The sequence below is a fragment of the Acinetobacter sp. EKM10A genome (genome assembly GCF_011075215.1).
Classification (GTDB): Bacteria; Pseudomonadota; Gammaproteobacteria; order Pseudomonadales; family Moraxellaceae; genus Acinetobacter; species Acinetobacter baumannii.
Genome location: NZ_JAALLK010000007.1, coordinates 1 through 20,596, shown reverse-complemented (window position 1 = coordinate 20,596; position 20,596 = coordinate 1). Strand labels below are relative to the sequence as shown.

14 protein-coding genes, 2 tRNA genes, 1 other RNA gene and 5 pseudogenes are annotated in these 20,596 nt (G+C 39.9%); 15 read left to right on the top strand and 7 right to left on the bottom strand.

The window, feature by feature from the left end; all coding sequences use genetic code 11:
• The first annotated feature begins 15 nt into the window (after positions 1-15).
• From rnpB to G9371_RS10680, 3 genes and pseudogenes are all read left to right on the top strand, one after another.
• Positions 16-370: RNase P RNA component class A (rnpB, locus tag G9371_RS10690), an RNA gene on the top strand.
• 64 nt (positions 371-434) lie between these two features.
• Positions 435-511, top strand: a tRNA-Met gene (locus G9371_RS10685).
• A 149-nt stretch (positions 512-660) separates the two neighbouring features.
• Positions 661-1,845: pseudogene (locus G9371_RS10680) on the top strand (porin).
• Positions 1,846-1,898: 53 nt separating this feature from the next.
• On the opposite strand, the gene G9371_RS10675 reads toward G9371_RS10680, so the two are convergent.
• Entirely contained in the window at positions 1,899-2,879 is a 981-nt protein-coding gene (locus G9371_RS10675) for a LysR family transcriptional regulator (RefSeq protein WP_001061609.1), read from the bottom strand.
• Between the two features lie 103 nt (positions 2,880-2,982).
• On the opposite strand from G9371_RS10675, the pseudogene G9371_RS10670 reads away from it, so the two are divergent.
• The 7 genes and pseudogenes from G9371_RS10670 to G9371_RS10640 all read left to right on the top strand — a co-directional run bounded on the left by G9371_RS10670 (position 2,983) and on the right by G9371_RS10640 (position 8,836).
• Positions 2,983-4,094, top strand: a pseudogene (locus G9371_RS10670) (tartrate dehydrogenase).
• Positions 4,095-4,114: 20 nt separating this feature from the next.
• Positions 4,115-4,372, top strand: a pseudogene (locus tag G9371_RS10665) (BCCT family transporter); the annotation flags it as partial.
• Positions 4,373-4,924, top strand: a pseudogene (locus G9371_RS10660) (alpha/beta hydrolase fold domain-containing protein); the annotation flags it as partial.
• Positions 4,925-4,966: 42 nt separating this feature from the next.
• On the top strand, positions 4,967-6,082 hold the full coding sequence (gene cntA / locus G9371_RS10655) for a carnitine monooxygenase subunit alpha (protein WP_001277084.1): 1,116 nt from the start codon (positions 4,967-4,969) through the stop codon (positions 6,080-6,082).
• A 64-nt stretch (positions 6,083-6,146) separates the two neighbouring features.
• The gene (locus G9371_RS10650) at positions 6,147-7,598 is read left to right on the top strand and encodes an NAD-dependent succinate-semialdehyde dehydrogenase (protein ID WP_002059762.1); all 1,452 of its coding nucleotides are present in this window, start codon (positions 6,147-6,149) and stop codon (positions 7,596-7,598) included.
• Between the two features lie 47 nt (positions 7,599-7,645).
• Complete coding sequence (cntB, locus tag G9371_RS10645; RefSeq protein ID WP_000146428.1) at positions 7,646-8,602, top strand: carnitine monooxygenase, reductase subunit CntB; 957 nt, start codon at positions 7,646-7,648, stop codon at positions 8,600-8,602.
• A 157-nt stretch (positions 8,603-8,759) separates the two neighbouring features.
• Positions 8,760-8,836 (top strand) — tRNA-Met (locus tag G9371_RS10640).
• Positions 8,837-8,879: 43 nt separating this feature from the next.
• Here the strand turns inward: G9371_RS10640 and G9371_RS10635 are convergent.
• The 6 genes from G9371_RS10635 to G9371_RS10610 form a co-directional block, all read right to left on the bottom strand.
• Entirely contained in the window at positions 8,880-9,908 is a 1,029-nt protein-coding gene (locus tag G9371_RS10635) for a hypothetical protein (protein ID WP_000139295.1), read from the bottom strand.
• Positions 9,901-11,526 (bottom strand): NAD+ synthase, encoded by a 1,626-nt coding sequence (locus G9371_RS10630; protein WP_000834616.1) that lies wholly within the window; start codon positions 11,524-11,526, stop codon positions 9,901-9,903. The genes G9371_RS10635 and G9371_RS10630 overlap by 8 nt, the downstream gene beginning before the upstream one ends.
• A gap of 384 nt (positions 11,527-11,910) precedes the next feature.
• Positions 11,911-12,471 carry a hypothetical protein gene (locus G9371_RS10625; RefSeq protein WP_001048355.1) on the bottom strand — a complete coding sequence of 187 codons (561 nt, stop codon included), beginning with the start codon at positions 12,469-12,471 and terminating at the stop codon, positions 11,911-11,913.
• Between the two features lie 90 nt (positions 12,472-12,561).
• A complete protein-coding gene (locus tag G9371_RS10620) occupies positions 12,562-13,422 on the bottom strand; it encodes a pirin family protein (protein ID WP_002059770.1) in 861 nt (286 codons plus the stop codon).
• A 170-nt stretch (positions 13,423-13,592) separates the two neighbouring features.
• Positions 13,593-14,045 carry a protoporphyrinogen oxidase HemJ gene (hemJ, locus tag G9371_RS10615; protein ID WP_000339889.1) on the bottom strand — a complete coding sequence of 151 codons (453 nt, stop codon included), beginning with the start codon at positions 14,043-14,045 and terminating at the stop codon, positions 13,593-13,595.
• 18 nt (positions 14,046-14,063) lie between these two features.
• Complete coding sequence (locus tag G9371_RS10610; protein ID WP_000832710.1) at positions 14,064-15,293, bottom strand: beta-ketoacyl-ACP synthase II; 1,230 nt, start codon at positions 15,291-15,293, stop codon at positions 14,064-14,066.
• Positions 15,294-15,589: 296 nt separating this feature from the next.
• On the opposite strand from G9371_RS10610, the gene G9371_RS10605 reads away from it, so the two are divergent.
• From G9371_RS10605 to G9371_RS10585, 5 genes and pseudogenes are all read left to right on the top strand, one after another.
• Positions 15,590-16,915, top strand: a complete 1,326-nt coding sequence (locus G9371_RS10605) for an EcsC family protein (protein ID WP_000160010.1) — start codon at positions 15,590-15,592, stop codon at positions 16,913-16,915.
• Between the two features lie 200 nt (positions 16,916-17,115).
• Positions 17,116-17,490 (top strand): 30S ribosomal protein S12, encoded by a 375-nt coding sequence (rpsL, locus tag G9371_RS10600; protein WP_000246374.1) that lies wholly within the window; start codon positions 17,116-17,118, stop codon positions 17,488-17,490.
• Between the two features lie 159 nt (positions 17,491-17,649).
• Positions 17,650-18,120 (top strand): 30S ribosomal protein S7, encoded by a 471-nt coding sequence (rpsG, locus tag G9371_RS10595; RefSeq protein ID WP_001138055.1) that lies wholly within the window; start codon positions 17,650-17,652, stop codon positions 18,118-18,120.
• Positions 18,121-18,298: 178 nt separating this feature from the next.
• Positions 18,299-20,437 (top strand): elongation factor G, encoded by a 2,139-nt coding sequence (fusA, locus tag G9371_RS10590; protein ID WP_000113824.1) that lies wholly within the window; start codon positions 18,299-18,301, stop codon positions 20,435-20,437.
• Between the two features lie 94 nt (positions 20,438-20,531).
• Positions 20,532-20,596, top strand: a pseudogene (locus tag G9371_RS10585) (elongation factor Tu); the annotation flags it as partial.

Here is a 20,596-nt window from a genome sequence, read left to right as displayed (position 1 = left end):
TTAATATGCGCCCTCGAAGTGAGCCGGATGGTCGCTGCTGTGGAGGTCTCCGTGACTGAAGCAGGAGAGGAAAGTCCGGGCTTCATAGGGCAGGGTGCCAGGTAACGCCTGGGCGGTGAAAGCCGACGGAAAGTGCAGCAGAGAGTAGACCGCCTCATTCGTGAGGTAAGGGTGAAAGGGTGCGGTAAGAGCGCACCGCGTGTCTGGTAACAGTTCACGGCATGGCAAACCCCACCAGAAGCAAGACCAAATAGGAATCCTAGGTGCGGCCCGTACTGGATTCGGGTAGGTCGCTTGAGCGTATGAGTGATTGTACGCCTAGAGGAATGACCATCCTCGACAGAACCCGGCTTATAGGCTCACTTCACCTCATTTTATTGAAAATTTTTCTTGACGCGCGGTTAAGAAGCTAAGATAATGCGCGCACAGTTTACGGCTATGTAGCTCAGTTGGTTAGAGCACCGCACTCATAATGCGGGGGTCACAAGTTCAAGTCTCGTCATAGCCACCATTTTATAGACCACGCTCCTGCGTGGTCTTTTTTTATGCTTGTTTTTTTGATTAAACACAGTTTGTAAAGACCGACTTTATACTTCTGGCATTGTTTGTCTAAGCCAATTTCTTCATGTTCTTATAACACTTAACAAGGATGTTGAAGACATGAAAAGGTCATTATTATTTTTAGGAATTCTAAGTTTAACTGCTGGAACACAAGTCTCTGCAGCTGATTTGAGTTGGGGTGATCCAACTTTAGATTCGGGTCAATTTAAAGTGTCTGGTGCAGTACGTTCTCGCTATTTACATAAAGATTATGTGGTCGGGGCGAATGAAGGTTCCCAAAATGATGACTGGCGACTTACTGATATTAAATTAGTGTTGGGTTATGAAAACCCAAACTGGATTGCAGGAGCAGATGCTCGCTGTTATCAATATGATCGCTTGTGTGATGCGATTTTTCTAAAAAAAGCTTGGGTAGGGTATAAGTTATCTGACCAACAAAGAGTCACGGCAGGTTTGCAGCCTGTTGATTTTGGCTTTGGTGAATTTTGGGGAAGTAGTTATTACGAAACGCTTTTAAATACCGTTGGTTTAGAAGATATTGATAATCTGGGGATTAAATATAAATTTGCAGATGACAAAGACAATTTAACCTTAGGATTCTATCCAACTGATGGAGGAAATTATAAGGGGACATCAAAAGACTCAAGCCGATATAGTGGTAATTTCGTTGAAGCTGATGATTTAACTACAGGAACCAATATTGAAGAAAAAAATATGTGGATTGCTCGAGCTTCTAGAAAATTTGAGCTTGATAAAGCTCAAAAACTTTCGACCGAGTTAGGTGGTTCAGTTTGGTATTCTGATTTAGAAAATAAAAGAACAGACGAAGATGGACACCGCAAATCATGGAATGTATTTGCTCAAACGCAATATCAAGCATGGCAATGAATGTTCTTGGCAGGTAAGCAAGATGTCACCAATGGTGATAATTTATTGCCAAATAGCTCAACCATTGGAGCATTTGATTATCCGTATCAAGTTGCTAACAAAGGCAAATATTTGGTCAATGAAATTAATTACACTTTTGCTCAGCCATTCCACAAACTTGAAAATATTAAGCCCTATATCTCTCATAGCCGCTTTTTTAAAGATGAGGATGGATATAAAGACTCTGAGCGTTTAATTGCAGGTGTTTATTTTAATTACAAAGCCATTGGTATTCAGGGTGAATATATTATGAGTAAAAACGATCCAATGGTAGGTGGTGGGGCGAATGGCCTTGCACAAGGTAGCAGTAATGATTGGGATAAACTGTTTTATCTTTCAATTGGATATTATTTCTAAAAGTTAAAAGTAAACTATTGCCCTAAGTGAACAGGCCCACTTAGGGCTTTTTTTTATAGAAAGACTTTTTCAGGCGGTGGTTCTCGTTTGACGGCTGGTGAAATGAGTTGTCCACGGCTTAGGTTTTGCACATGCTGTAAACGATTGAGCAATTCGTTTTGAATAAACAAAATACAGGTTTGCAGTTTGGAGGAGCTTTTGAGTCGTGATGGATAAACCGCCCAGACATCTGCATCTTGCCAGTACTCAGGCAAAATATGCTGAAGTTGGCCGGTAATCAATTCATCTGCAACATCCCAAATTGACCGGAAAATAATACCGTGACCTTCTATGGCAAGTTGATGAATAATTTCGCCGTTATTTGAAACAAAGCGGGGTTTGATATGCACTGAGACATCTTCGGAAGCATGCCTAAATTTCCATAAAACCGAGGATTGGTCGCGTTCACTAATTGTTAAACAGTCATGTGTTTGCAAATCTTCAATACTGTCAGGTACGCCGTGTTTAAGTAAATAACTCGGTGACGCGCACAAAATACGAAAATTAGAAGCCAGCTTCTTCGCAATCATATTGGGTGCAATTTCATTACCAATTCTAATGTCTAAATCAATACTGTGTTGAATCAGGTCTTTGGTATTGTCGATGGTATCAAAATGAATCTGTAGCTTTGGATACAGCATCATTAATTTAGACAAAATTGGTGCGACATGTTTTCTGCCAAAACCAAAGCTACTAATAATATCCATACGACCCGTAGGTGTACTGAGCGGGTTATTGACCAGTTCGCAGACTTCATCAAATTCTTCAAGAATATTTGAAACTCTCTCAAGTATGAGTTTGCCATCTTCTGTCAGGCTAACGTGACGCGTGCTGCGATGAAAAAGTTTGCAGCTCAACGTGTTTTCTAGAATATTAATTCGCTTGCTAATAAAAGCTGGCGATGTCCCGAGTTCCTCAGCAGATTCGACAAAACTTTTTAGTTTGGCGACTGTGCAAAAAACCTTTAAATCCGATAGGTTAGGTAGATTATTCACGATCCGTGTCCATTGGAGTGATAGTTCTGTTGTTGATCATTTTTGCTTAAAACATCATGTTTAAGCCATACAAGGATATTAGTCGAAGGTGTGAAGGAAGCTTATGGCAAAAAGATATAAAGTTGCCACGATTGCAGGCGATGGCATTGGTTTAGAAGTTCTACCAGAAGGTATTAAGGTTGTAAAGGCAGCAGCAGAGAAGTACGGCATTGATCTTCAGTTAGATGCTTTCGATTGGGCAAGCTGCGATTACTACCTTGAACACGGCAAAATGATGCCAGATGACTGGTTTGAAACTTTGCAGGGCTACGATGCAATTTATTTTGGCGCTGTAGGCTGGCCAGATAAAGTGCCTGACCATATTCGCTTTGGGGTTCGCTGCTCCAGTTCCGTCGTGGTTTTGACCAATATGTAAATTTACGTCCAGTGCGCTTAATGCCGGGTGTGAAATGTCCATTGGTAGGTAAAAAAACAGGCGATATCGACTTCTACGTGGTTCGTGAAAATAGTGAAGGTGAATACTCAGCGATTGGCGGTAAAGCTTTTGAAGGAACAGACCGCGAGTTTGTTTTACAAGAAGCCGTATTTACACGTCATGGCGTAGACCGAATTTTGCGTTATGCATTTGAGTTTGCAAATCAGCGAGATGCGAAAAAAATTACCGCAGCGACCAAGTCAAATGGTATTGCAGTGAGCATGCCGTACTGGGATGAGCGCGTTGATGCGATGGCAAAACAGTATCCACAAATTCAAGCTGATAAACAGCATGTTGATATTTTAGCGGCTCGTTTTGTTTTACAACCTGAACGCTTTGATGTGGTTGTGGCATCAAATTTATTTGGCGATATTCTTTCCGATTTAGGTCCTGCATGTACGGGAACCATTGGTTTAGCGGCATCGGCAAATTTAAACCCAGAAAGAAAATTTCCATCACTGTTTGAACCTGTCCATGGTTCAGCACCAGATATTTACGGTAAACAAATTGCCAACCCAATCGCTGCGATCTGGTCGGGTGCCATGATGTTCGAATTCTTTGGTGAAGAAGACGAGCGCTGTATCCAAGCGGGTCAAGATATTATGCAGGCGATTGAGAATGTATTAATTAATGGCCCAAAAACAGCCGATATCGGCGGTCAGGCAAAGACTTATGAGGTAGGAGATGCAATTGCATCATGTGTAGCCCAAACTAAAATGGACGTATTCGCTATGGAATAACGCCATCCAAAAATGGATGTATGGATATGGATAATCAAAACACAAAAATTTATACGGATAAATTTCTTGCCGTAACCAGCTTACTGTTTGTATTTATTTCAGTTGCTGGTTTGGCGATTTATTCGCAAGAATCGATAAAGATTGCTGCAACGTGGATGCAGTGGACGACATCGGTATTTACAACCCCAGTATTACTGTTTGCTTTTTTAGCTATCATTTTTACTTTTGGTCTTGCCTTTAGTAAATATGGAAAAATTAAGCTTGGAGAAGGAAAACCTCATCAATGGCTTAAACAACATGGTTCAGCTTGGCAAATCGATAGTGAAAATATCGTTCTAGCAGGCGATAGCGCGGGCGGTAATTTAGCAGCTGCCTTTGCAGTGGAACTACAACATAGTGGTTTGCAAGCTCAAGGGCTGGCATTGGTTTATCCATGTTTAACGACAGCATTTGATACCCCATCCGCACAAAAGCACGCCCATGCGCCGTTGTTAACGACAGAAGATATGCATTTTTATTTAAAGGAATATGCTCCGGACTCACAAGATTGGCAGGATTTACGTCTAGCCCCTTTATTGGCAACTGATTTTTCAGATATGCCTACAAGTTTTGTAGCCGTTGCTGAATATGACCCTTTAAGTGATGACGGTTATCTCTTTACCCAAAAACTGGAACAAGCAGGCATCCCTAACGAGTTTCATTTAGGTAAAGGTTTATTACATGGCAGTCTACGTCTGATGCGTGACTGTCCGGAAGTTCAACATTTATATCAAAACATGCTAAGTGCAATACATCGCATGTTGAGCAGTGCCGAAAAGACATCAATGTAATATCGAGTCATTTGGACGAAAAGAATTTAATGGAGTAAAAACATGAGTGCAGTTGAAAAATTACCTGAAGATTTTTGCGCAAACCCAGATGTTGCATGGACTTTCCCTAAAGTTTTCTATACTTCATCTCAAGTTTTCGAGCACGAGAAAGAGGCAATCTTTGCTAAAAGCTGGATCTGCGTTGCACATGGTAGTGAGTTGGCTCAGCCAAATGACTATATTACCCGTAAAGTGATTGGTGAAAATATTGTCATCATTCGTGGTAAAGATAGTGTTCTACGCGCATTTTATAATGTGTGTCCGCACCGTGGTCATGAACTTTTAAGCGGTAGTGGTAAAGCAAAAAATGTAATTACCTGCCCATATCATGCATGGACGTTTAAGCTAGACGGTAGCTTAGCTTTGGCACGTAACTGTGACCATGTTGAATCTTTCGATAAAGAAAACTCAAGCATGGTGCCTTTAAAAGTCGAAGAATATGCAGGTTTCGTATTTATTAATATGGATGAAAATGCGACTTGTGTAGAAGACCAGCTCCCGGGCTTTGCTGAGCGTTTAAATCAAGCATGTGGTGTGATTAAAGATTTAAAATTGGCAGCACGCTTTGTGACAGAAACACCAGCAAACTGGAAAGTGATTGTTGATAACTACATGGAATGCTACCACTGTGGACCTGCACATCCAGGCTTTGCTGACTCTGTACAAGTCGATAAATACTGGCATACAACACATCAAAACTGGACATTGCAATATGGCTTTGCACGTTCATCTGAGAAGTCATTCAAACTTGATCCATCAGTAACAGATCCTGAGTTTCATGGTTTCTGGACTTGGCCTTGCACCATGTTCAACGTACCACCAGGCAGCAACTTCATGACAGTTATTTATGAATTCCCTGTTGATGCAGAAACAACTTTGCAGCATTACGATATTTACTTTACGAACGAAGAACTGACTCAAGATCAAAAAGATTTGATTGAGTGGTATCGCAATGTATTCCGCCCGGAAGATTTGAACTTGGTAGAGAGCGTACAACGTGGATTGAAATCACGTGGTTATCGTGGTCAAGGCCGTATCATGACTGACAAGCAACGTTCTGGTATCAGTGAGCATGGTATTGCTTACTTCCAACATCTTGTGGCGCAGTACCATCAATAAAAACAAAGGGATTTATTCAGGTGTAAAGATGACTTACACCTGATTCTTCAGTTAGGAAGACGATATGTCGAGTTTACAAAGTACTGAACTATTTCAGCAACAAGCCTATATTAATGGGCAATGGCTAGCTGCACAGTCAAATGCGACTGTTCCGGTGAGTAACCCAGCTACAGGTGAAGAAATTGGCACAATTCCTAATATGGGAGCGGTAGAGGCAACCCAAGCAGTTGAAGCTGCCTATACGGCTTTACAAAGTTGGAAAGCTTTAACGGCCCAAAACCGTGCTGATATCTTATTGGCTTGGCATAAACTGGTTCTCGATCATACCGATGAACTTGCTTTAATCATGACCATTGAGCAAGGCAAGCCTTTAGCAGAAGCAAAAGGTGAGGTTCGCTATGCTGCATCATTTATTCAATGGTTTGCCGAAGAAGGCAAGCGTATTTATGGTGATGTGATTCCAACGGTAAATAACCAGCAGCGCTTTATTATCAGTAAAGAACCTGTGGGTGTGGTGGCTGCGATTACGCCGTGGAATTTCCCCATTGCCATGATTACCCGTAAAGCAGCACCAGCTTTAGCAGCGGGTTGTACGGTCGTGATTAAGCCAGCCAATGAAACACCTTACTGTGCATTAGCGATTGCAAAGCTTGCAGAAAAGTCAGGTATACCAGCTGGTGTGATTAATGTTGTTACTGGTAAATCTCAAGAAATTGGCTCGGTATTTACTTCACATGAAAAAGTGAAGAAGTTGACTTTCACTGGTTCAACACCAGTGGGCCGTTTACTGATGCAGCAGTGTTCAAGCACCATTAAAAAATTGGCGCTTGAGTTGGGCGGAAATGCTCCTCTGATTGTGTTTGATGATGCCGATTTAGATAAAGCTGTACAAGGCGCGATTTTTGCCAAGTTTCGTAATGCAGGCCAGACCTGTGTTTGTGCTAACCGCATTTATGTACATGACAATATTTATCAAGCTTTTGCCGAGAAGTTTGTACAAGAAGTACAAAAGTTTAAAGTCGGTAATGGACTTGAAGATGGCGTACAAATTGGCCCATTAATTAATGAAAAAGCAGTTTTGAAAGCACAGCAGTTAATTGATGATGCAGTGAGCAAAGGCGCTAAGATTGCCTGTGGTGGTAAGCAGCATGCTTTAGGACAAACCTTTTATGAACCATCAGTTTTAACTAACGTTGACCGTACAATGGAAATTGTCCAAGAAGAAATTTTTGGTCCAGTTGCGCCGCTCATTCGCTTTACAGATGAAGCAGATGTGGTTGCTCAAGCAAATGACACTATCTTTGGTTTGGCTGCGTATGTTTATAGCGAAAATATTTCACGTTTATGGCGAGTGTCAGAACAGCTTGAATATGGAATGGTCGGTATGAATGCCACTGCAATTTCAAATGAAGTTGTACCATTTGGCGGTGTGAAACAATCAGGTGTTGGGCGTGAAGGCTCAAAATATGGTCTTGAAGAATTCATGACCATTAAATACATGTGTTTAGGGCTTTAAGGATAAGCCCTAACAACAAAAATATGCGGTAAAAGAAGGATTCTAATATGGCGAGTCATTATGAAATGTTCCCAGCTGTTGTTACTCGTGTGGAACAGCTAACCCCTTTAATCAAACGGTTTACGTTCAAACGTCAAGATGGGCAGAACTTTCCTCGATTTAGTGGGGGAAGCCATATTATTGTCAAAATGAATGAACAACTTTCCAATGCCTACTCATTGATGAGCTGTACGCAAGATTTATCAACTTACCAAGTCTGCGTTCGTAAGGATGTGGAAGGTAAGGGCGGATCAGTTTTCATGCATGATCAGTGCAATGAAGGCTGTGAAATCCAGATTTCAGAACCAAAAAATTTATTTCCATTAGCTGAAACAGGCAATAAACATATCTTGATAGCTGGTGGTATTGGTATTACACCATTCTTACCTCAAATGGATGAGCTGGCAGCACGTGGAGCAGAGTATGAGCTGCACTATGCTTACCGTTCACCTGAACATGCAGCTTTACTTGATGAGCTAACACAGAAACATGCAGGGCATGTATTTAGTTATGTTGACTCAGAAGGCAGCATGCTTAATTTAGACGAATTAATTTCATCGCAACCAAAAGGCACACATGTATATGTATGTGGACCTAAACCTATGATTGATGCGGTGATTGATTGTTGTAACAAGCACCGTTACCGCGATGAATACATTCATTGGGAACAATTTGCCTCAACAGTTCCTGAAGATGGTGAAGCATTTACGGTGGTACTTGCCAAATCTAATCAGGAAATTGAAGTACAAAGTAACCAGACTATTTTACAAGCCATCGAGACATTAAATATTGATGTGGAATGTCTATGCCGAGAAGGGGTTTGTGGTACATGTGAAACCGCTATCTTAGAAGGTGAAGCAGAACACTTCGATCAATACTTAAGTGATGCCGAAAAAGCTTCACAAAAGAGTATGATGATTTGTGTATCACGAGCAAAAGGTAAAAAATTGGTATTAGATCTTTAATATATTTCTGTGGCCGATCAATTGCTTAAAGTAAGAATTTGCTAAAAAATGAACAAATAATGGTGATCTGAATCATATTTGTTCATTTGGTGGGCATAAAGAGTTTTGAAGTATTGACCTGCTATACAGAACTATAGATAATGCGCACACAGTTTACGGCTATGTAGCTCAGTTGGTTAGAGCACCGCACTCATAATGCGGGGGTCACAAGTTCAAGTCTCGTCATAGCCACCATTTTAAAAACCACGCTCCTGCGTGGTTTCTTTTTATCTATTTTTTACTCACTAAAATGTTTTTCAATTATATCGAGTGTTTTTGAGCTTTGATAAAAAGGAGCTAAGAGCGCTTGAAGTAACGGTTCCAAAATACCGTGCTCATTAAAGGCATCCATAACTTTTGGATAAAAACGTAAAGCTTCAGTTTGTAAGTCAGTTTCGGATAAACCAATTGCACTTAATACTTCAAATAAACTCTGATCTTTATAAAAATCATAAAAAACTTCGACACCATACAAAATAAGACCTTGCATAAATTGTGACTGTCGTAATTCTTTCCAGTATTCATAAATTAAAACAAAGAACTCCTCAACATCGAGAGGAGTGAGCTGTTTCATAAACTCATAGATTTTTTTATGTCTAATATCTTCCCAGATATGACGTACTAAGCTTTCTAAATCTTCAGCCGATAAAAGGCTTAATTCTGTCAGTTGTTCATGAATAAAGCCGGCAATCCACGTTTCGAGCTTATGCTCAAGACGTTGTTGCTGTAAAAAAGAGAATTTTTTGAGTTTATGTTGCCATTCAAAATGGTAGTCATCCACTCTAGAGGCTGTTAGAAATTTAGGTAATTTTTGTTCTAAGGTTGAAGTGGCAATATATTGGCAAAGCTGTTGGACAGATGGGCTAGTTCTTAAAAACTGATTGAGATAATGTGGAATATGCTCCATTTCCAAAAACTTGGAAAGCCACATTTCAAACTGGTGATCGGATACCAAGTCTTGTAGCTGAACTGGAGATTTCATGGCAGATAAATAAATACGCTGTGCAATTTCCCCAATAAACTCAAGCAAGCCTGCACCGAGCTGCATTTCAAAAGCATAGCGTTTCACAACGGCTTGTAATTGTTCTAAATCCACAACTTCATAAAGTTTAATTTCATCGGCATGTTGCATAAAAAGCTGAATAAATTGCCGGAAATAAATAGGTGAGTTTTCTATAGATAATTGTTTTTTGAAAAATTCCACTTGCTCAAGCAAAAGTGCTTGAGCAAGTGCTGTAGTTTTTGATGAGTTTTTCTGCTCAGTCATTCGCTGTCCAACCGTTGACAATCGGATAACGTCGTTCGCGACTAAATGCACGAGAAGTAATTCTCGGGCCAATCGCACCTTGACGACGTTTATATTCATTACGATCAACTAAACGGATGACTTTTTCAACAACTTCTTTATCAAAACCTTTGGCAATAATGTCTGCCTGACCTAAATCTTCCTCAATGTATGCATAAAGGATAGCATCCAATACATCATACGCTGGTAAAGAGTCTTGGTCTTTTTGATCTGGACGCAGTTCTGCTGAAGGTGGGCGAGTAATTACACGCTCAGGAATAACCGGAGTTTCACTTAAGCTATTACGGTATTTTGCTAATTCAAACACGATTGTTTTATAAACATCTTTGAGAACAGCAAAGCCACCCACCATGTCACCGTAAAGTGTGCAATAGCCAACTGAAAGTTCAGATTTATTACCTGTAGAAAGAACTAAATTACCAAACTTGTTAGATAAGCCCATAAGCAATGTGCCACGAGCGCGCGCTTGTAAATTTTCTTCAGTCGCATCGGCTGGTGAATTACCAAAGAATGGATACAAAGTTTGCATGAAGCTATTTACGATTGAATGAATTTCGGCAATACCGAAAGTCACGCCCATACGGCGAGCTTGTTCCGCTGCATCTTCTACACTAATTTGAGAAGTGTAAGTATATGGCATCATTACAGCTTGAACTCTCTCTGCACCGATTGCATCAACTGCAATAGCAAGTGTAAGGGCAGAGTCAATACCACCAGAAAGACCTAAAATTACTCCAGGAAAACCTGAGCGCTCTACATAGTCACGTGTTGCCATGACTAGACCTTGATAGATCTCTGCAAAAGTTTCTAGTGCAGGAGCAGACTCGACAACTTTATATAATTTTGTATCGCGGTCAAATTCAGCAATATAGAGATCTTCTTTAAAGCTAGGTGCTTGTAAAGCAATTTCACCATTTTGATTGCTGACAAAACTTGTACCATCAAAAATTAAATCATCTTGTCCACCAACTTGGTTAACATAAACAATATTTAAATGAAGCTGCTTTGCAAGCTCACTTAATGTCTGTTTACGATGCTGTGGTTTACCCACTTCATATGGCGATGAATTAAGCACAAGTACAGTATCAACATTTAATTGGCTTAATTGTTTTACTGTATTGATTGACCAGATATCTTCACAGATGAGTACACCAAACTTATGGCCTAAGTACTCAAATACCAAGTGCTGATGGCCTTTTTGGAAATAACGTTTTTCATCAAAAACGCCATAGTTTGGCAAGTTATGTTTATTGAAGACACCTAAAACCTGACCGTCTTTCATGACAGCAGCCGAATTATAACGTTGGCCATCTTCTGTCTGGTTTACGAAGCCGAAAACCATCACAATATCTTTAACTTCACTAAGTTGAGCAAAAGCCTTTTGCATCCGCTTATTTAAATTTGGACGTAACAATAAGTCTTCAGCTGGATAACCAATCACAGAAAGCTCAGGAAAAATAATCAGGTCAGCGTCTTGTTTTTTCGCCTGATTTGCTTGCTCAATCATCTTTTGGGTGTTTGAGTCAATATTGCCAATATGCGGAGAAAACTGAGCAAGGGCAACTTTAAAACTTTTCATTCAAACCTAATCCTAGATCATAACGAATATAAATACACATAGTGTTGATTTTTATGGATATAATTTTTCAACGATGTGTATAGCACGATAATAAACACGTAAAATAGTAAACAAAAATGTCAAGATCAATAATATATACCAATCACATATTTTCTGCGTAAAAATAACGAGATTTTCTGTATACAATAGAAACAAGCTTCATTATTTTTATTGTTTGTATACTGCCTTATCGCTCAAAAATTTGAAATAAGTTTTTATACTTATTTTCAATAATTTGACATTAATAAATTTAGATCTCAACTTTATTTTTATGTTTTTTGTTTATCAAATTTCTATTGATAAGTTAGCAAAAAAGTTACGTTGAAAACAAACTGGATTATTTGGTTACAAATCAAGTCGAGGTAAGCAAATGATATTTGGCAGTTTACCTGAACAGATATCTCTAGCAATTTCTCCTTGCTGCTCAATATTGTAAGAACTAAACGCTTTCTGAGGATGATAAGTATATTTATAAGGATTGTAATATTTAAAGCTCAGATAGTAGGCGGATTGTAGTAACGCACCTTTTAGTAATACATGAATACCTCGTTGGTATTGCATAACATGAGCTAGCTCATGAATAAAAATCCCTTGTATGAATTTAGACTCTAGCGCGTAATTACTGCTGTAGTCAGAAAGATTGACGTATATATTTCCATTTGGAGCCATCAAAATTCCATGCGCTTGCCACGGTAAGTAACGAGTAGCAATAATTTTAGGACGTTCACAATCTAGCAAACTCCCAAACACCCTTTGTGCTAAAGCTTTTTCTTCAGGTGTAAGAAATCGAATTGGATAGCTTTTTAAGTGACGAAATATAAAAAGGGTGAAAATAATAAATTGGCGATATATGACAAGTTTAAAAGCGTTGAGAGTGAACATAGTTTTGCTAGTAAATAAGTTCATCTATTGGTTTGTAGCATAACATACATCAACTATGTTGAAAGACAGACGCAAATAACTGTCATTTTTTTCTCATGCGGCAGTTAGCCTGTTTTACTTGGCAAATCTTCCATTTTTAATATCATCATAGGCTTGTAAAATCTCATCATAAGTATTCATTACAAATGGACCATGACCATTAATCGGTTCTGTGATGGGTTGTCCAGTCAAAATAAGTAATTTGCAGCTTTGCAGGGCAGTAATAGAGAAATGCTCTCCTTGGTTTGACATGACTGCTAGGCCTTGTTCCTCTAAAACGTCTTCATCTTTTTGAAATTGTGCCCGACCTGAACGTAAATAAACTAAAGCTGTTTCACCGGATTGAGCAGGGAAAGCGGCTTGTTGACCTACCTGAAGCTCTACATCTAATACGGTAATAGGAGTGTGAGTAAGTGCAGGGCCTATAACATGCTTAAACTGCCCTGCAATAATACGTACAAATCCAGCTTCATTTTCCAGTTTCACTATCGGTATTTCAGCTTTCTTTAAACTTTGATAGCGCGGAGAATTCATTTTACTTGCTGCTGGTAAATTGACCCAAAGTTGAATCATTTCAAAGGGACCACCAGATCGAGAATACTCTTCACTAAACAATTCCCGATGAATCACACCAGAGGCTGCGGTCATCCATTGCACATCGCCAACACTTATAAATCCACCTCCACCAGATGAATCTTTATGTTCCAGTTCACCTGCATAAACAAGTGTTACCGTTTCGAATCCACGATGGGGATGATCATTAACTCCTCTACGTTTCATAGAAGGTGCAATTTTTCCGGGACCTAAATGGTCGAGTAGTAAGAAGGGGGAGAGGGTATTACCTAACTCATGGTAGGAAAAAACAGAAAGAACTGGATAAAAATCACCGACCGCAAAGCGAGTATCATTACGATGAATAAAAGCCAGACTTTTCATGCTTTATCCTTTCTGTTGATTGAATTTATAAAAAAGATCAGATGTTTTTATAAGAATGTATTAAGACTGGTATAAAAGTCTTTTGCTCTGAATAATAAATTATGAATAGGTTGAGTCAGTAAAATGCATAAGAGAATGAGATGAGAGTCCTAGATAATAAAAAACCCCAGTTAAAACTGAGGTTTTACAACAACTAAAATCACAACAGCAAATAAAATTAAGGTTGGCATTTCATTGAAGAAACGCCAGAACTTATGTGATTTGTAGTGAGCATTTCCAATAAGCTTTTTGCGATAGTAACCACAAACTAAATGGTAGATCACTAATAAAGCCACTAATCCAACTTTTAGATAAAACCAAGTGGCTTCATGGTAATGTCTAGTTGCATCACCCCAATCTACGAGAAAGTGAGCAGTAATTAATGTGGCAATCATAGATGGCCACATAATACCTCGATACAACTTACGTTCCATCACTTCAAAGCGCTGATGGCTGGTAGCATCATCACTCATTGCATGGTAAACATAAAGACGTGGTAAGTAGAACAAAGCAGCGAACCAACAAACCACAGCAATAATATGTAATGCTTTTACCCACAAAAAGGCATCAGAAGGTGCATCCATCGATAATCCTACGCGGGATTATGCATCCCACTTCTTGAAAATTAGGCAAGCGTTAACACCGCCAAAGCCAAAACTGTTACTCATTACAGTATTCAATTTTGTATCACGTTTTTCAAGCACAATATCAAAGCCTTCAGTACCTTCATCAAGCTCAGTCACGTTGATGTTTGGCGCGATAAAGTCATTTTGAAGCATTAATACAGAGTAAATTGCTTCATGAACACCAGCAGCACCTAAGCTGTGACCAGTCATAGATTTAGTCGAGCTAAGAGGTGGAACTTTACCTTCACCAAAAGCACGTTCCATTGCTTTAAGCTCAGTCACGTCACCTGCTGGTGTAGAAGTACCATGTGTATTTACATAGTCAATTTTATCTACGCCGTGTTGTTTCGCTTCTTCAAGAGCCATCAAGATACAGCGAGTTGCACCTTCACCACTTGGAGCGACCATGTCAGCACCGTCACTGTTTGCAGCATAAGCAACAACTTCAGCAAGAATATTTGCACCACGTGCTTGAGCATGTTCAAGAGATTCAAGAACAACGAAACCGCCACCGCCAGCAATAACGAAACCGTCACGGTCTTTAGAATATGGACGAGACGCTGTTTCAGGTGTGTCGTTGTATTTAGAACACAAAGCACCCATTGCATCAAACAATAGGCTTTGAGACCAGTGATCTTCTTCACCACCACCAGCAAGCATAAGGTCTTGTTTGCCTAGAGCGATAAGGTTATATGCATAACCAATTGCATCTGCAGAAGTTGCACAAGCACTTGCAATTGAGTGAGCAATACCTTGAAGTTTAAATGCTACACCCACGTTTGCAGTGATTGTATTTGTCATGTTACGTGGAACAAAGAAAGGACCAACTTTACGAGCACCTTTAGTTTCTAAAAGTTCAGTCATTTCTACAACAGAAGCAGTTGAACCACCGCCTGAACCACCGGCAATACCATAACGTGGATTATCTGCTAAATCTTCTGCTTTTAAGCCAGCATGTTCAACAGCTGCAACAGCAGAGTTATAAGCGTACATTGCACATACGCCCATGAACCGTTTTAATTTACGATCAATATTGTCAAAATCTTGTTCTGCCGCAGCGCTGACATGACTTTTAAAATTGAGTTCAGCATAAGTTGGGTTAAAACGTGTCCCGGAGATTCCATTTTTAAGTGAATGAGTAACTTCTTCTAAAGAGTTACCGATACATGAGTTAATACCCATACCAGTGATTACAACACGTTTCATCTACAGGTCCCTTTATGGTGATATTTAAAGTCTATGATCATGAGCAGCTATTAAATGATAGGAGAATATAGCTGTAAGAACAGTAGACCCATGTTTTCGTTGCTACCATGATAGCAGAAAGGTTTTTTATTTCTTATGGCAAATCTTTATGTCAATTTTGCATTTAAAAAAAATAACCAAATACACAGTATGTTGCATTTAGGGTTAACTAAAATACACACATTCAAGTTGAGATAAATCCACATTCCACCTAGTATTTATCTCTAATTAGATAAATTAAAAAATCGAGGTACTGGATGACAAAATTTAATAATAATCAATCTGACAATTTGTTTTCTCAGGTCTTCGGAGTGGCTAAAAAGCTCAGTTCTACTGGTTTAAACATCTTGCAGCAAAGTCAAATTGGTGAGGTAAGTAAATTGGTTGAGCCACTTTCAAATGGCAAAACAGTAGAAGGTAGTGCCAGAAATAAAAGTCCGTTTGAAGTGGAGCAGTATGAAAGCCCACAACAAATGTTACGTGAACATTTACCTAAAGTTACTCGTCAGGTATTTGGACGCCATTTTAGAAAGGTCAATGGTATCGCTACATTTATTTCACCTGACTGGAATGAAAAAATATCAAGCTATTTATTTGATTGGTTGAATGACTTTAGTTCGAAAAGTACGTTAACTGAAAAAATTTTAGAAGAAGCGGGGGCTAAAGACTTATTCGAGCTTACAAAAGATACCTCACGCTCCCAACGTTTAAGTCAGGCACTTATTGAACAAAATAAATTGATTGCCAGTATTCAAGGTGCAATTACGGGCGTATCGGGAATGGTTGGAGCAGCCGTAGATATTCCAGTTTCATTAGTCCTTGTTTTGAGAACAATTTACCAAACAGGTAGATCACACGGCTTTGATTTAACCGAAGCAACTGACCAAGACGTTGTTGAATTTATTTTTAAAGAAGTTGATATCAGCTTAATTGCGGAAAAGCAGACTTTACTCTTGGCACTGAAAGCCTTACGAAATATGTTGGAGACTCAAGACATTCAACAGTTCCAGCAAGTACTTGGCTCTTCAAATGATATTGAAACCTTAAAAAGCTGGTTAGTTGATGAAAATGGTGAGTTTAAATGGAACTGGTTAAATAAAGTTCCGCAACTTGCTGTGGTAGGCAAGTTTACTCCAGTAGCTGGTGCAGTGCTTAGTGCTGTTTATAGTTGGAAGTTACAAGAAGATGTAGGCCATAAAGCACAAGCTATTTTCGGTGCAGCAAGACATTATTTAAATGAACATCCAAATGAGCATTTGTCACCATTACAGGCGTACTATGCGGCGGTAACTCTAATTCAAAAAGCGAGTCCACGTCTTTTAAATGTGGGTGAAAATGGTAGTGTCCATGCTGCGCAGCATCATAAAATTGAAAATCATGATGTAATTTCAAAAGTATCTGTTGTGGTCAAATCAAATACTTCTGAAAAAAGCGAAGAGAAAGTTCAAGAAAATGTTCACCAAGGAATTGAGCATCTTGCAGAGAAACATGTAGTTGAACATGAACATAGTGAACAAAAGCCGGCATTAGAGCCTGAAAGTGAAGAAAATGATGACGTTATAGAGGGGCAAAAGTACTCTTAACAATACAATTACAAAGGTAGGGTTTGAAAACTAAATTTCACCCCTATTTAAATTTGTAAATAATCCTGTCAATCATTGATATGGTCAACATTTGGCAACTGCTGCCATGTTGACCATTTTTGCATCTTGGCTTACAATTATGTGCCCTTAAAAAGAGGTGTTTTCTTTTTAAGGTTTTTTAATAACGGGAGAATTGCCATATGGCAACAACGAATCAGTTGATCCGTAAGGGTCGTACGACTTTGGTTGAAAAATCCAAAGTTCCTGCGTTGAAGGCTTGTCCACAACGTCGTGGTGTTTGTACACGTGTTTATACAACTACACCTAAAAAACCTAACTCAGCTATGCGTAAGGTTTGCCGTGTTCGCTTAACTTCAGGTTTTGAAGTATCTAGCTACATCGGTGGTGAAGGCCATAACTTACAAGAGCACAGTGTTGTTCTTATCCGTGGTGGTCGTGTTAAAGACTTACCGGGTGTACGTTACCATACCGTTCGTGGTTCTTTAGACTGTGCTGGTGTTAAAGATCGTAACCAATCACGTTCTAAATACGGTGCTAAACGTCCTAAGAAGTAATTCTGGGAAACTAGTCCAAAAGCCCTTTAGCGTTTCGCTTGTTTGAATTCTTCATAGATTTGTAATTCAAGCGACGTATAGTAAGGCCAGCGTCGTGTACATGACACTTGTACAAACTGCTGGATCATCCTGAAGTGTCATATTATTAGGTGTATTAAAATGCCAAGACGTCGCGTAGTCGCTGCTCGTGAGATCCTTCCAGATCCTAAATTTAGCAGCCAAACAATCGCTAAATTCATGAACCACGTAATGCAAGATGGTAAAAAATCTATTGCTGAAAGTATCGTTTACGGTGCTTTAGAACGCGTTCAAGAAAAAAACAAAGTAGACCCAGTTGAATTTTTCGAGACTACTCTTGAAAAAGTTCGTCCTATGGTCGAAGTAAAAGCACGCCGTGTTGGTGGTGCTACTTATCAAGTACCTATGGAAGTACGCCCATCCCGTCGTACTGCCTTAGCAATGCGTTGGTTAGTAGATGCTGCTGCTAAGCGTTCTGAAAAAACTATGGCTTTACGTCTTGCTGGCGAGTTGCTTGATGCAGCTGAAGGCAAAGGTGCTGCGATCAAAAAACGTGAAGACGTGCACCGTATGGCAGAAGCTAACAAAGCCTTCTCTCACTACCGTTTCTAAGCGGATAAAACAGTCCCTAATCAGGAGAATACTCATGCATACAGTAGCTAGATTCAACATTGCTCTCTACCAAAGTGGGGGCTTTGCGGGTATTTAAGTTGCCCCGCTTGAGTATTCGTGCGCATCAATTTAATTGGTGCGCCCTGTTTTAAAGATAACATTTAGGAATGTAGACATCATGGCTCGCCAAACCCCAATTACTCGTTACCGTAACATCGGTATCTCTGCGCACATCGACGCAGGTAAAACAACTACAACTGAACGTATTTTGTTCTACACAGGTGTATCTCACAAAATTGGTGAAGTACACGACGGTGCAGCAACAATGGACTGGATGGAACAAGAGCAAGAGCGTGGTATTACAATTACCTCTGCTGCAACAACTTGTTTCTGGTCTGGTATGGGTAACCAATTCCCACAACACCGTATCAACGTAATTGATACACCGGGACACGTTGACTTCACAATCGAAGTTGAGCGTTCTATGCGTGTTCTTGACGGTGCTTGCATGGTTTACTGTGCAGTTGGTGGTGTACAGCCTCAGTCTGAAACTGTATGGCGTCAGGCTAACAAATATAAAGTGCCTCGTTTAGCATTCGTGAACAAGATGGACCGTACTGGTGCAAACTTCTTCCGTGTTGTTGAACAAATGAAAACACGTCTTGGTGCAAATCCTGTGCCAATCGTTGTGCCAATCGGTGCTGAAGACACATTCACTGGTGTAGTTGACCTTATCGAAATGAAGGCAATTATCTGGGATGAAGCTTCTCAAGGTATGAAGTTTGAATACGGCGAGATTCCAGCTGACCTAGTTGATACTGCTCAAGAATGGCGTACAAACATGGTTGAAGCTGCTGCTGAAGCTTCTGAAGAGTTAATGGACAAATACCTTGAAGAAGGTGATCTTTCTAAAGAAGACATCATCGCAGGTTTACGTGCTCGTACATTAGCTTCTGAAATCCAAGTAATGCTTTGTGGTTCTGCATTCAAGAACAAAGGTGTTCAACGTATGTTGGACGCTGTAATTGAATTCTTACCATCACCTACAGAAGTTAAAGCGATCGAAGGTATCCTTGACGATAAAGACGAAACTAAAGCGTCTCGTGAAGCATCTGACGAAGCTCCGTTCTCTGCGCTTGCGTTCAAAATCATGAACGACAAATTCGTAGGTAACTTAACATTCGTACGTGTTTACTCTGGTGTTCTTAAACAAGGTGATGCTGTTTATAACCCAGTTAAATCTAAGCGTGAACGTATCGGTCGTATCGTGCAAATGCACGCAAACGAACGTCAAGATATTGATGAAATCCGTGCAGGTGATATCGCAGCGTGTGTAGGTCTTAAAGACGTTACTACTGGTGATACATTATGTGATGAGAAAAACATCATTACACTTGAACGTATGGAATTCCCGGATCCAGTAATTCAGTTAGCGGTTGAACCAAAAACTAAAGCTGACCAAGAAAAAATGTCTATCGCTTTAGGCCGTTTGGCTAAAGAAGACCCTTCATTCCGTGTTCACACTGATGAAGAATCTGGTCAGACAATTATTGCTGGTATGGGTGAGCTTCACCTTGACATCATCGTTGACCGTATGAAGCGTGAATTCGGTGTTGAAGCGAATATCGGTAAACCAATGGTTGCTTATCGTGAAACGATTAAGAAAACTGTTGAGCAAGAAGGTAAATTCGTACGTCAAACAGGTGGTAAAGGTAAATTCGGTCACGTATATGTTCGTTTAGAACCGCTTGACGTTGAAGCTGCTGGTAAAGAATACGAATTCGCTGAAGAAGTTGTTGGTGGTGTAGTACCTAAAGAATTCTTCGGTGCAGTTGACAAAGGTATTCAAGAACGTATGAAGAATGGTGTCTTGGCTGGTTACCCAGTTGTAGGCGTTAAAGCTGTTCTTTTTGACGGTTCTTACCACGATGTCGACTCTGACGAATTGTCGTTCAAAATGGCTGGTTCTTACGCATTCCGTGATGGTTTCATGAAAGCAGATCCTGTTCTTCTTGAACCTATCATGAAAGTTGAAGTTGAGACTCCAGAAGACTACATGGGCGATATCATGGGTGACTTAAACCGTCGTCGTGGTATGGTTCAAGGTATGGACGATCTTCCTGGTGGAACAAAAGCAATTAAAGCAGAAGTTCCACTTGCTGAGATGTTTGGTTACGCGACTCAAATGCGTTCTATGTCTCAAGGTCGTGCGACATACTCAATGGAATTTGCTAAATATGCTGAAACTCCACGTAACGTGGCTGAAGGCATCATCGCTAAATTCCAAGCTGGCGGTAAAAAAGGTGACGACGAGTAATCTTTCGATTACTATAAGCCCTAACTAATTCTTAGTTAAAAACCAAGTGCTCATGGAGCGACCCTCCATGAGTAGTTAATAAAGGAAGATCATCATGGCTAAAGCCAAGTTTGAACGTAATAAACCACACGTAAACGTGGGTACAATCGGTCACGTTGA